The organism is Streptomyces sp. NPDC046379 (assembly GCF_055587785.1).
Map to the genome: position 1 here is coordinate 222,883 of NZ_JBVJFP010000005.1, position 11,493 is coordinate 234,375.

Annotated in this window: 10 protein-coding genes and 1 pseudogene; 5 read left to right on the top strand and 6 right to left on the bottom strand. The window is 71.4% G+C overall.

Annotation, left to right across the window (positions count from 1 at the left end):
* The first annotated feature begins 40 nt into the window (after positions 1-40).
* Positions 41-1,276, top strand: coding sequence for a crotonyl-CoA carboxylase/reductase (gene ccrA, locus ACZ6KF_RS11820; protein ID WP_356628105.1), 1,236 nt, complete (start codon positions 41-43; stop codon positions 1,274-1,276).
* 132 nt (positions 1,277-1,408) lie between these two features.
* On the opposite strand, the gene ACZ6KF_RS11825 is transcribed toward ccrA, so the two are convergent.
* Together ACZ6KF_RS11825 and ACZ6KF_RS11830 are read right to left on the bottom strand one after the other, a co-directional pair.
* On the bottom strand, positions 1,409-2,254 hold the full coding sequence (locus tag ACZ6KF_RS11825; RefSeq protein ID WP_356628154.1) for a PaaX family transcriptional regulator C-terminal domain-containing protein: 846 nt from the start codon (positions 2,252-2,254) through the stop codon (positions 1,409-1,411).
* 35 nt (positions 2,255-2,289) lie between these two features.
* A complete protein-coding gene (locus tag ACZ6KF_RS11830; RefSeq protein WP_469174793.1) occupies positions 2,290-2,925 on the bottom strand; it encodes a GNAT family N-acetyltransferase in 636 nt (211 codons plus the stop codon).
* A 111-nt stretch (positions 2,926-3,036) separates the two neighbouring features.
* On the opposite strand from ACZ6KF_RS11830, the gene ACZ6KF_RS11835 reads away from it, so the two are divergent.
* Positions 3,037-4,101: an alpha/beta hydrolase family protein gene (locus ACZ6KF_RS11835; protein WP_469238342.1), complete on the top strand. Its 1,065-nt coding sequence runs from the start codon at positions 3,037-3,039 to the stop codon at positions 4,099-4,101.
* A 109-nt stretch (positions 4,102-4,210) separates the two neighbouring features.
* Here ACZ6KF_RS11835 and ACZ6KF_RS11840 read toward each other — a convergent pair whose 3' ends face one another.
* Positions 4,211-4,771 (bottom strand): GNAT family N-acetyltransferase, encoded by a 561-nt coding sequence (locus tag ACZ6KF_RS11840; protein WP_356628102.1) that lies wholly within the window; start codon positions 4,769-4,771, stop codon positions 4,211-4,213.
* Between the two features lie 496 nt (positions 4,772-5,267).
* The gene (locus ACZ6KF_RS11845) at positions 5,268-5,654 is read right to left on the bottom strand and encodes a VOC family protein (RefSeq protein ID WP_356628101.1); all 387 of its coding nucleotides are present in this window, start codon (positions 5,652-5,654) and stop codon (positions 5,268-5,270) included.
* A 268-nt stretch (positions 5,655-5,922) separates the two neighbouring features.
* Here ACZ6KF_RS11845 and ACZ6KF_RS11850 point away from each other — a divergent pair, with 268 nt between their 5' ends.
* Positions 5,923-6,567 carry a hypothetical protein gene (locus ACZ6KF_RS11850; RefSeq protein WP_356628100.1) on the top strand — a complete coding sequence of 215 codons (645 nt, stop codon included), beginning with the start codon at positions 5,923-5,925 and terminating at the stop codon, positions 6,565-6,567.
* A gap of 20 nt (positions 6,568-6,587) precedes the next feature.
* Here the strand turns inward: ACZ6KF_RS11850 and uppS are convergent, their stop codons facing one another.
* Complete coding sequence (uppS, locus tag ACZ6KF_RS11855) at positions 6,588-8,204, bottom strand: polyprenyl diphosphate synthase (protein WP_469238344.1); 1,617 nt, start codon at positions 8,202-8,204, stop codon at positions 6,588-6,590.
* Positions 8,205-8,688: 484 nt separating this feature from the next.
* On the opposite strand from uppS, the gene ACZ6KF_RS11860 reads away from it, so the two are divergent.
* Together ACZ6KF_RS11860 and ACZ6KF_RS11865 are read left to right on the top strand one after the other, a co-directional pair.
* Positions 8,689-9,117 (top strand): DUF6892 domain-containing protein, encoded by a 429-nt coding sequence (locus tag ACZ6KF_RS11860; RefSeq protein WP_469238346.1) that lies wholly within the window; start codon positions 8,689-8,691, stop codon positions 9,115-9,117.
* A 348-nt stretch (positions 9,118-9,465) separates the two neighbouring features.
* Positions 9,466-9,710: pseudogene (locus ACZ6KF_RS11865) on the top strand (NF041680 family putative transposase); the annotation flags it as partial.
* A gap of 185 nt (positions 9,711-9,895) precedes the next feature.
* Here the strand turns inward: ACZ6KF_RS11865 and ACZ6KF_RS11870 are convergent.
* Positions 9,896-11,446, bottom strand: coding sequence for a glycoside hydrolase family 32 protein (locus ACZ6KF_RS11870; RefSeq protein WP_356628097.1), 1,551 nt, complete (start codon positions 11,444-11,446; stop codon positions 9,896-9,898).
* Positions 11,447-11,493: the final 47 nt, after the last annotated feature.

Sequence of the window (11,493 nt, forward strand, 5' to 3'; positions counted from 1 at the left end):
CCTCCCGTCCCCAGCGGACCCGACCGTCCAGGAGCCCCACATGACCGCGACCGCCCCCCAGGATCTCTACGAACTCGGTGACGCCCCCGAGATCGGCACCGTGCCGAAGCGGATGTACGCCTCGCTGATCCGCCAGGAACGCTACGGACAGCCCATCGACGCCTTCCGCACCGAAGTGGTCGACGTTCCCCCCGTCCGGCGCGGGCAGGTCCTCATCAAGGTGATGGCGGCCGGCGTCAACTACAACAACGTCTGGGCGTCCCTGGGACACCCGCTCGACGTGATCGCGGCCCGGCGGAAGGCCGGCGCCACCGAGGACTTCCACATCGGCGGCTCCGACCTGTCCGGCATCGTCTGGGCCGTCGGCGAGGGCGTGCGGGACGTCCGCCTCGGCGACGAGGTCGTCGTCCTGGCCAGCAGGTGGGACGAGACGGCCGAGGACATCCGCCTCGGCGCCGACCCGGCCTTCTCCACCAGCCAGCGCGTGTGGGGCTACGAGGAGAACTACGGCTCCTTCGCGCAGTTCGCCGTCGTCGACGACTTCATGTGCCACCCCAAGCCCGCCCGCCTGTCCTGGGCGGAGTCCGCCTGCTACATGGCGACGGCGGCCACCGCCTACCGCCAGCTCTTCGGCTGGGAACCGCACACGGTCCGCCCCGGCGACCCCGTGCTGATCTGGGGCGGGGCCGGCGGCCTGGGGAGCATCGCCATCCAGCTCGTACGGCACGTCGGCGGCATCCCGGTCGCCGTCGTCTCCAGCGAGGAGCGCGGCGAGTTCTGCATGAAGCTCGGCGCCCAGGGGTGGATCGACCGGCGCGAGTTCGACCACTGGGGCCGGATGCCGGACACCTCCGACGAGGCGGCGATGGCCCGCTGGCTGGCCGGGGCGCGCGCCTTCGGGCGGCGCTTCTGGGAGGTGCTCGGCGAGCGCCGCAGCCCGCGGATCGTCCTGGAGCACTCCGGCGCCGACACCATCCCCACCTCCATGTACCTGTGCGCCAACGGCGGCATGGTCGTCATCTGCGGCGGCACCACCGGCTACAACGGCGACGTGGACCTGCGCTTCCTGTGGATGCGGCAGAAGCGGCTCCAGGGCTCGCACGTGGCCAGCGCCCGCGAGGCCCGCGAGGTGACCCGGCTCATCGACCGGGGCTTCGTCGACCCGTGCCTGTCACGGACGTTCGGCTTCGAGGAGATCGGCCTGGCCCACCAGCTCATCCACGACAACCGCCACCCGGCGGGCAACATGGCGGTCCTGGTCAACGCCCGGGCCTGACCCGCTCCCGCACCGCCCGAGCCGCGCGCGCCGTCCGTCGTCACCCACGGCACCGCAGCCTCCGCCCGCAAGGGCGGGTGCCCTCGCGGTGACGTCGTCCGGCCGGCAGGACCTTCGCCGTCTGCCGCGGCTTCAGCGCGTGGCCCGGCCGGCTGCTTCTCGGGTGATGTCGCCGTAGAGGCGGAAGAGGGCCGGGCGGGCCTCGCCCCGGTCGCGTTCGTGCAGAGCCGCCCAGCACCGGGCGATGAGCGTCCGGGCCTGGGCGCCGGGCCAGGGCCGGGGCAGGAGCTGGGGCGGCAGCAGCGGGTCGGGCTCCATGGCGCGGGTGAGTTCGGCGGCCAGTTCGACGGCGATGGTGACGAGTGCGGCCGGGGGGAGTCCGGCGGGGCCGGTGAGCCGGGCGAGGCGGGGCCGGGCGATGCGGCCGAGGCGGTGGTAGCGGTCGGCGATCTCCCGCAGGGGCCACAGGCGGCGGGCGAGTTCGGCGGGTTCCCGGGTCTCGCCCCTGCGCAGGTCCGTCGTGGTGAGGAGGGTGAGCGCGCCGTGGGCGCCGAGACGGTGGGCCGCTTCTTCGACGTACGGTTCCCATGGGTTGGCGCAGACGTACAGTCCGCCCTGGAGCGGGGCGCCGCCGAGGCGGACGAGCGTCTCGCGCAGGGCGTCCCGGGCGGTGCGCGCCGATTCGGGCACCGCGAAGGCGGCCAGGTGCCAGACGCCGTCCCAGGGCGCGAGCCCGGCGTCCTGCCGGAACGCGTGCCGCAGGAAGTCCGCGTTGGGGGCGAGGTCGCGCATGGTGTCCTCGGTCGCGTGCAGTTCCGCCTTGCGGCCTCGGCCTTCGTGGGTGAACCGGCCTTCGGCCACGAGTCGTTTGACGCACAGCCGTACCTGCTGGTCGCTCATGCCGAGGGTGTCGGCGACGGTGTACAGCTCGTCCGCGGCGACGGTGCCGTCCTCGCGGATCAGCGCGTGGACGAGCATGCGGGTGGGGACCTCGACGTGGTCGGTGTCGGCGCTCACGGCTTCCCCACCCCTCCTGTGGCGACCGGGCGGTGCATGGTGGTCACCGCGCCGAATCCGAACAGCCCGCGCAGGTAGGGCGTGTGCTCGGTCCGTACGGCCGTGAAGCCGCGCCGCTCGTACAGGGCCCGCGCGCGCGGGTTGGTGTCGATCACGTCCAGTCTGACCTCCCGGCAGTCCTGCTCCGCCGCGACGGCGGCCACTTCCTCGATGAGCAGGCTCCCGACGCCGCGGCCGCGCATGGCCGGGTCCACGGCGATGCCGTCCATGAGGAGCTGTCCGGGAGCCGGGCGACGTTCGAACAGGGCGAGGAGCACGAGTCGGCGCAGTCCCCGCAGATGCCCGTAGGCGCGCAGCACGGCCCGGGCCGATCCCCCGGTGAGGGCCCGCCCGCCGTGCTGGTAGCCGGCGAGACCGACGAGCCGACCGTCGAGGAGCGCGCAGACCGCCCGGTCGGTGTTCAGGTGGGCGGCGAGGAAAGGCACCGCCTTGCCCGCCGGGTTCAGCGCGGGGCCGAGTTTGCGGCCGAAGGCCTCCCAGTACAGCTCGGCCGCCCGCCGTTCGGCGCCGGCCGGAACGCCCCGCCGCACCGTCACCGCTCCGGCCGCGGGGCCTGCCGCGTCCCGTCCCATGCCGTGCCTCCCGTCTTCCCGAATGGAGCCCAAAACTAACAGACTCTCAACGACCGTTCTGCTAATGATAGTTTTGGGTCTGCTGCACACCCGAGCAGAGGCGGCCCTTCCATGCGTCCCACCATCCAGCCCCGACGGCGCGGGCTCCGCATCGCCGTGTGGTCACTCGTCACGGCCCTGGCCATGGCCGTCGGCCTCGTCGGTGCGGTGCTGTGGCAGAACTCCTACGACATGGACGAACAGCGGGTCACCATCCGCCACGGCGGCCACACCCTCAACGGCGTACTGGCCACCCCCAGGGACGGCCGCGAGCGCCACGGCCTGGTCGTGTACGTCCACGGCGACGGCCCCGTCGACGCCACCCACGACGACGGCTACAAGCCCCTGTGGGAGGCGAACGCCAAGGCCGGGTACGCCTCCCTGTCCTGGGACAAGCCCGGCGTCGCGGGCGCGCCCGGAAACTGGCTCGACCAGTCCATGGACGACCGGGCCGACGAGGCAGCCGCCGCCATCGCCTGGGCCCGCGCCCGCCCGGACATCGACGGCGACCGGATCGGACTCTGGGGCGCCAGCCAGGCGGGCTGGGTCCTGCCGAAGATCGCCGCCAGGACGCCCGTGAGCTTCGTCGTCGCCGTCTCGCCCGCGATCAACTGGCTCCGGCAGGGCCGCTACAACCTCCTCGCCGAACTGCGCGCCGACGGCGCGTCAGCAGCCCGTACCCGGGAGGAGGTCGCCCAGAGCGACACCACCCGCCGACTGCTGAGACAGCATGCGACGTACGAGGAGTACGTCCGGGCGATGGGCGGCGACGCGGACGGCATGACCGCCGACCGCTGGGCCTTCGTCTCCAGGAACTACACCGCGGACGCCACGCAGGACCTCCGCGCCCTGCGCGGCGTACCGGTGCTGCTGGCCCTCGCGGGCCATGACGTCAACGTGGACACCGCCGACACGGAGCGCACGTACCGCGGGGTGCTGGACGCAGGCGGTGCCTTGACGGTCGAGCGTTACCCGGACGCCAGTCACTCACTGCTCAAGCAGTCCGTCGAGCAGTCGGACCTCAAGATCACGCTCACCGCGCTGTTCCGCCCCCGCTCGCTCTTCGCGGACGGATTCCTGGCCGACCAAAGACACTTCCTCGAGGAACTCGGCCGAAGCGGTCACGCCGCTCCATGAGGAACGGTCTGACGGCGTGGCCGGCTTCTCCGCGCTCTGCGAGTGCGGAGAAGCCGGCCCGTCCCCGAAACCTGCCGGGTGCGGACCGACGGGCGGGCAGGGCTCGGCTCTAGTGGCCGGCCGTCGGGTGCCACTCGCGGCGCAGGAGGCCGAAGATCCAGGAGTCGGAGACGTCGCCGTTGACGACGCAGTCCTCGCGGAGGGTGCCTTCGCGGACGAAGCCGAGCTTCTCCAGGACCCGGGCGGACGCCAGGTTGCGGGTGTCGGTCTCGGCCTGGACGCGATTCAGGTCCAGGGCGTCGAACGCCCACCGCAGGACGGCGTGCGCGGCCTCCGTGGCGTAGCCGTGGCCCCACGCGGCGGCGTCGAAGACATAGCTCAGGGACGCGCTGCGGAAGGCGGGGTTCCAGCTGGTCAGACCGCACCAGCCGATGAACGCGCCGTCGCAGAGGCGGTCGACGGCCAGCCGCGCTCCCGTGCCTTCCTGCTCGATGGTCCGGCAGATCGCGATGAAGCGCTGGGCACGGGCCGGTTCGCTCCACGGCGGGGAGTCCCAGTAACGCAGCACGTGGGCGCTGCTGTGCAGCGCGTAGAGCGGTGCCGCGTCGGCCTCGGCGAACGGTCGCAGGCGCAGGCGGGCGGTGTGCAGATCGGGGGTGGGCAATGTCATGCGGAGCATGCTGCCGCGTCCCGCTCGGCCCTGACCATCCGTTTGTCCGGACGGTCGAGCGGCGCATAGGCGCCCGGTGACACCGCAGGCGTCGCGTGGTGACAGCGGCGACGCGCCCGACGAGCACCCGGTGCGGGCCGACTACGCCCCGCCCGGGCGCGAAGGCTGCGTCGCCCGGGCCCGCCGCCACGCCGCCGCGTTCCCCCGACCGGGCCGGCGACGAGCATCGCCTGCGGGTCTCCGCACGGGCGAGAGACCTCGCACACCGTGCAGTGCGCTGACCTGCATGGTCAGGTCGCTCTACGAAGGGAATCGTCCAGCCCGCCTCAGCACCGAACTCGCGGTCTGCACGCCCACCTGCGCTGGCGCGACCGGAACGCCCGGCACCCCGACGTCCTGCCGCGCAACGTCGGAACGCGCCCGTGTTCTGGAGCCGGAAAGGAATCCGCCGGGGAGGTCGCCCCGTCGCTGCAACAGCCCGACCAGCACCGGATCGCTAGGAGGTCTCCTTGTGGACGGCTTCGATGTTGTTGCCGTCCGGGTCGCTGACGAACGCACAGTAGGCGCGGTACTCGCTCCACGCGCGGGGCCCGTGCCGGGAGGCGCCCCCGGCCGCTACCGCAGCCGAGTGGAAGGCGTCCACCGCATCCCGGCTGACTGCTGTGAACGCGATGTGCACCCCCGTGGTGACGGCGTCCACCGCGCGTTCCAGGGACAACGACGGCGTGTCCTGCCCCGGACTCCAGTACTCGGCGACGCCATCGGCCCGGTAGCCGACTCCGATCCCCAGAGCTTCCAGCGCGGAGGTGTAAAACCGTTCGCTGGCCTCGAAGTCCGAAGCGAAGACCCCGAGGTGATGGACGAAGGACGTCGTTGTCTCCATGGCGACCGAGCCTACGGACCAACACATCGAGCGACACGCTCCGACGCTCGACACCCACGGTGAACCTTCCCGGTCGCACCACTAGCCGCGATCATCACGCTCCGCCGCCCGCTTCCCGAACGCCACTTCTGCAAGGCCGGGTACACCAGGGCGCGGCCCTACCACGCTTTCGGGTGGTTTGAGGCTGTTTCGCAGCCTGGATATCTCGACAGTCGGATGATCCTCCTGGGTCGCACCCTGCGGCCCGGAAAGGGTGGTCCGTAGAGCGATGACTACGACGCGACGAACAGTCCTGGGCGCCGCCGCAGCAGCGTCCCTGTTGGCCCAGTTCACCGGAACAGCGTCCGCAGCTGCGGACGACAAGTGGGGAACGGTCACCGACGGTTGGGCCGAAGTCCGCTGGACCGGGCAGGTCCAGGCGGAGCTGGACCGGTTGGGGGCCGTCGTCGAAGCCGTGGCTCCGGCCCGGCTGGTCACGGACTCCCGGGGGTCGGCCGTGCGGTTCCCCGTGGGGTCCGGCAAGGGCGATCCCTCGCTCAGGCGCCTGTCGGAGGCCAGGGGCAGCGGTGTCCTGGACGGTGGGATCGAGGTCCGCACGCCGACCGGCGGCTTCCGGATCGTCAACCCCGAGAGCGTCCTGCGGGACGGGGTCGCGTCCGGGAAGTGCACGGTCAACGGCGTCGAGATCGGGCACCGCTCGGTGTTCCGGTGCGGTCTGGCCGAGGGCCTGCTGACCACCGACGGGGCGCCCGTGGGGCAGCCGCTGACGGTCCGCATCGGCGAGGTGCCGCTGCGCCCCACCCCCGAGCTGCTGGAGGTGTACACCGCTACTTTCGGCGCTCCTGTGTTCGACGCCGACACGGTGCTGGCGTATGTGACTGCCGAAGGCGTGTACACGCCGCCGAAGCCGTGAAGTGAGGGCCGGCCCCGAGCTCAGGAGGCAGGGGCCGGCTCCACCGGGCGGGTGGGACCGGGAAGGCCGCCGCCGAAGCGGCGCTGGCGGCCGGCGTACGTGGTGACGGCCTTCCGCAACTGCTCCAGCCCGAACTCGGGCCAGGGGTTGGGATCGAAGACCAGCTCGGCATAGGCGAGATGCCACGGCAGGAAGTTGCTGATTCGCTGCTCACCGGAGGTGCGGATCAGCAGATCGACGTCGGGAAGGCCGGGCACGTACAGGTTCCGGGCCACGTCGGCGGGGCCGATGTCCTCCGGCCGGATCCTTCCTGCGACCGCCTCGGCCATCAGCGCGCGGGCGGCTTCGGTCAGCTCCTCCCGCCCGCCGTAGTCGACGCAGACGGTCAGCGACAGGACGTCGTTGTTCGACGTCATGCTCTCCGCCAGTTCCAAGGAGGAGGCGAGCGACGGCTCGATGCGGTCGCGCCGCCCGCACCAGCGCACCCGCACACCCAGTTCGTGCAGCCACTCGATCCCCTGGGCGATCCCGTGACCCAGCGTATCGAACAAGACGGCCAGCTCCTCCTGGGAACGGTCCCAGTTCTCGGTGGAGAACGCGTAGATGCTCAGATGCCGCACTCCCAGCCGCAGGGCGGCGTTGACCAGGCGCATCGCGGCCCACTCGCCCGTCTGATAGCCCCGGGAAACCGGCAGGCCCTGCCGTGCGGCCCACCGCCGGTTACCATCCATGATCACCGCGATATGGTCCGGCACCGCGCCGGCGTGCGGCCACGCGGGACGGCGAGCCGCTCCATCGGCCGACACAAGCGGTTCGACGCCCTCAGTGAAGACCCGGGCCTGCCGGAGCGTGACCTCGTCGAACTGCAGCTGTGCGCCCAGGAGCAGGGCGTGCAGGAACGGCCGGTATTCGGGGGCCACCAGCTCGGCCACCGGCACCGCCTGCTCCAGCAGATCACGCCAGCGGCCGAGCTGGATGCTCACCAGCTCGTCCAGCACCTGGTGCCGCTCACCGCGCACAAGATCGCTGATCTCCAGCCCCAGCTGTCGCAGGTCGGCGCGCGGCAAGTAGCACCGGCCGGCAGCGAGGTCATCCGGCAGGTCCTCGAAGATGTCCACCAGCTGACACACCTCGCCCAGCACGGAGGTCAGCGAAGACACCTCCGCCCCTCTCGGCTCCAGCAGGGGAGTCCACATCTCGAAGACCGTTCCTGCTACTCCCCGCAGGTAGCGTCGTTGTTCGGCGAACGTCTCGAAAGCGGGCGGGGAGGCACAGTCGGTTCCGATCGCGTCGAGGAATTCCCCGATCACCGCGCGGTCCAGCCCCCACCGCAGCACTGTGTCCACGAAAGCCCGCCGCAGCGGGTGCTCACTGCGCCCCGCACGCAGTTCCCTCAGGGTCTCGGAACGCCACCGGGCGACCCGCTCCTCGCGGTCTGCCTGTGCTCCATGCTCGTCGGCGAGGCGATCGGTCCGCACCATGAAACCGTGCACGGCCAGGATGTGGGGACGGACCGCGGCGGGCAGCACCCCGGCGGCCTTCCACAGCGGCGCCAGGAACTGCCTGGTCTCGGCCGCGCACAGCTCGTAGGATTCACGCAACTCGGTCGAATCGAACGCAGCCTGGTCCCCGAACACGTGCCGACCTCCCCTTCGACCGCGCCGCCGCTGCGGTTCCGCGGTACGGCGGGCGGCGACACCTCCTCCCCGGCCCGCGGCCGGGGACGTCCACCCTCCTCAACGACACACCGGTCGATCGGTACCGGCCTGGGTGATAATCCGAACAGCAGCCGCCGGGCGCGGTCGGCGGACACGTTGCCGCGGTCGCCGGGGGCGGTGCGCGCTGCTGGGTTCGGCCACCGAACTCGGGCCCCCTCCTCACGTGTCACCCAACCGGCGCCCCGGCCGCCTGAGTTCACGGCTTCGGCGGGCCGCCGACGGTCACTCGCCCTCCGTCCCCGCATACCCGGCCGCTCACTCCCGTCGCAGGACCTGCCGCATCCAGCGGCGCTTGGGCGAGAGCACGGCGCAGACCTCCTCGAAGGGGAGTCGGGACGGCCGCGGAGGCTTGTGGACCGGGAGCTGCAGGCGTCCTGTCAGTGGCGCCGTCTAGGTTGTGCGCATGGCCACGTTCACGGACTTCAACTTCAAGCTCATCGTCGTCGAGCAGCTGATGTACATCGACGAGACGCTCACGCCTCGGTTTCGCCTCGCCGATCTCCTCAAGGAGAAGGGGCTCGGCGACGACCCCTGGCAGTACGCGCACCAACACGGCCTGGCGTACCAGGTCGTGCCCGAGGCACGCAGCCACTTCGCATCACTGGAGATCAGCGACGACCTCCTGGCCGGCGTCGAGGAACTGTGCATGGACGGCGGTAACCAGGTGTACCAAGAGTGCGCCCCGGTCTGGGACGGCGAGGACGACTTGTTCGACGTCTCTTCCCTCGACGACCTCGTGCTGCTTCCGAACCTTCGGCGCGTCCTCGGCTCCGAGTTCCTGGGCCCTGAGTTGCGGAGCGTCCTCGGCGCCCGCGGCATAGTCGCCGACTGACGTCGCGAACGAACGGCCTCGGCCACAGGTGTGAGACTGGTCAGCGGCCAGGAAGGTGACGGGGGACGGCGTGGACACACCCCCCGGGGTGGAGGTCCCACAGCAGTTGCGGGTGTTCCCCGGCGGAGTGGGGATGGGCGAGGTCGGGTCGGCGGGCCTGGGGCTCATAGATGTCGAGCGCGAGAGAGGACATTGCGCGGGCCGTCGAAGAAGGCCCCGAAGCCGGTCAGAGGGGGGAGCGCATCCGGCGTGACACGAACCCGGCGAGCACCGGCGACAGAACCCGCCGGCCCCCTCCGACGAGACGGTGTCCTCGCCCTTTCGGGCGAGGGCACGTTGATCCGGTGGCAGACCCTGGGCCGGACCACTCCGAAGCTCCGTACTCTCCAGGCGGCGGACCGCTGGACCTGGGTCCTGGTCGTCGCTCACACCCGGCTCCGGCTCGCCCGGCCTGTTGCCGAGGGGTTCCGCCGGCCCTGGGAGAAATCCACCACCTCCGACCGGCTCACCCCGGCCCGGGTCCGCCGGGGGTTCAGGACATCCGCGCTCACCCCGCCTCCCCGACCCGTGTTCCGGAACCGGGCGGCGACGGCTTCCACCACGCTGGCCCCGCATGACTGTGCGCCCGGATGAGAGACGGCCGGAGGGGCGGTCGGCACGGGACCATGCGGACGCCGGTCCCGGGCCGGGAACGTCGTCCGGCGCCGCCGGGGAGGCCGGACGACGAACTGGGCCCATTGGTCCCCGCAACCGTGCCCCCGTGCAGGGGCGAGGAGCCTCAGACGGTGAACTCCCGTATCACCGTGTTGCGGAACACCGCCCGGCCGTCGATGGTGAACAGCGCGAGCCGGTCGTCGATGAGGTACGGGAATGCCTGCGAGGTGTGCACATAACGGCCGTCGTCCACGAACATCTCCACCGATGTACGGTCCACCAGCACTCTCAGGCGCACCCGTCGCGCCGACGGATCGAACGGGCTCTTGCTCTCCTGCCAGCGCCCCGAGGCGTCCGGGTTGACGGTGGACCTGCGGTTGAGGAAGGCGTAGTCGCGGTACACCCCCGCGTCGACATGGCGGCCGCCGTCGTTGGAGCGGCGCAGTTGGAGACCTGCGCCGGTGAGCTGCTCCCAGGTGATCTCGCAGGTCACCTCGTATGCGGTGCCGCGGTAGTCGAGTACACGGGTGCCCTCGACCGCGAGGTCGCCCAGGCTCAGTGTGCGTGAGACGTAGCGGTCCAGGGCGGCGATCGGGCGTGAGACGAGGTGGTAGGCGCCGGTGGCGGCGCGCTTGAGCGTGACCTCGCGGACGATGGAGTCGGTGCCGTTGAAGCCGTCGGTGTCGATGGTGGGCGTGGTGTTGGCGTAGTCCCAGTTGTTCAGCCAGCCGATGGCGTAGCGGGCGCGCTCGTCGAGGGTGCCGCTGGTGGTCCGTTTCTCGAAGGTGACGGCGCCGTACCAGTCCCAGCCGTGGTCGAGCCACTGCGGGTCCGACGTGTCGGGGGCGAAGGCGCTGCCGTCGAAGGCGCCGGTCCAGTAGGCGTAGGTGTTGGGCAGCCCGGCGCCCTTGCCGTTGGCGCTCACCCCGAGCACCCACTTCGCGGTGCCGTCCTCGGCGATGATCCGGAACAGGTCGGGGCACTCCAGCACGCCGATGCCGTCCTTGATGAAGCCGCCGGCGTACGTCCACCTCTTGAGGTCCGTCGAGTGGTAGAAGCCCACCTTGTTGTTCTCGGCGAGCGCCATCACCCACCGGTTGCGCTGTTCGTCGCGGATCACCTTCGGGTCGCGGAAGTCGCGGGCGCCGGGATTGGGCAGGACCGGGCCGGTGCCGTGAGGACGGAAGGTGCGGCCGCCGTCGGTGGAGTAGTACAGGTACTGGGCCTGTGCACCGCCCGCCGGTTCCATGGTCGCGAGCACGATGACCGCGCCGGCGCCGAAGCCCGCCGTGTTGCGCGTGTCCACGACCGCCGAGCCCGACCAGACGTCCCCGTTGGGCGTGGTGTCCTTCGGGACGGCGATGCCGCGGTCGGTGAAGCGGACCAGGTCGGTGCTGGTGACCAGGCGCCAGGCGGTTCCTGTCGTGGTGCCGCCGGCGAAGTAGTCCGGGTTGTACAGGTAGTAGTAGTGGTACTCACCGTCGATCCAGACCGGGCGCTGCGGGTCGTTCTTCCACTGGTCGGGGACGGTGAAGTGGTACGCCGGCCGATAGCTGGCGCAGGTCGGGGCGGCGGCCCGGGGTCCCGCCGCGGCGGGACCCGACGTGGGCAGGAGTGCGGCGCCGGCGCCCGCGGCGGACCCGGCGAAGAGTGCTCGTCTGGACAGTCCACGCATCACGCATCGTTCCTTTCGTTCGAGCGAGCCCGGCAAGCGGCGGCTCG

What these genes read in the sequence shown, in the direction of transcription:
- ACZ6KF_RS11825 (WP_356628154.1), bottom strand. Translation starts at nt 2,254, where the DNA reads ATGCTCGTCCACGCGCTGATCCGCGAGGACGGCACCGTCGCCGCGGAC.
- ccrA (WP_356628105.1), top strand. Translation starts at nt 41, where the DNA reads ATGACCGCGACCGCCCCCCAGGATCTCTACGAACTCGGTGACGCCCCC.
- ACZ6KF_RS11845 (WP_356628101.1), bottom strand. Translation starts at nt 5,654, where the DNA reads ATGGAGACAACGACGTCCTTCGTCCATCACCTCGGGGTCTTCGCTTCG.
- ACZ6KF_RS11840 (WP_356628102.1), bottom strand. Translation starts at nt 4,771, where the DNA reads ATGACATTGCCCACCCCCGATCTGCACACCGCCCGCCTGCGCCTGCGA.
- ACZ6KF_RS11870 (WP_356628097.1), bottom strand. Translation starts at nt 11,446, where the DNA reads ATGCGTGGACTGTCCAGACGAGCACTCTTCGCCGGGTCCGCCGCGGGC.
- ACZ6KF_RS11860 (WP_469238346.1), top strand. Translation starts at nt 8,689, where the DNA reads ATGGCCACGTTCACGGACTTCAACTTCAAGCTCATCGTCGTCGAGCAG.
- ACZ6KF_RS11830 (WP_469174793.1), bottom strand. Translation starts at nt 2,925, where the DNA reads ATGGGACGGGACGCGGCAGGCCCCGCGGCCGGAGCGGTGACGGTGCGG.
- ACZ6KF_RS11835 (WP_469238342.1), top strand. Translation starts at nt 3,037, where the DNA reads ATGCGTCCCACCATCCAGCCCCGACGGCGCGGGCTCCGCATCGCCGTG.
- ACZ6KF_RS11850 (WP_356628100.1), top strand. Translation starts at nt 5,923, where the DNA reads ATGACTACGACGCGACGAACAGTCCTGGGCGCCGCCGCAGCAGCGTCC.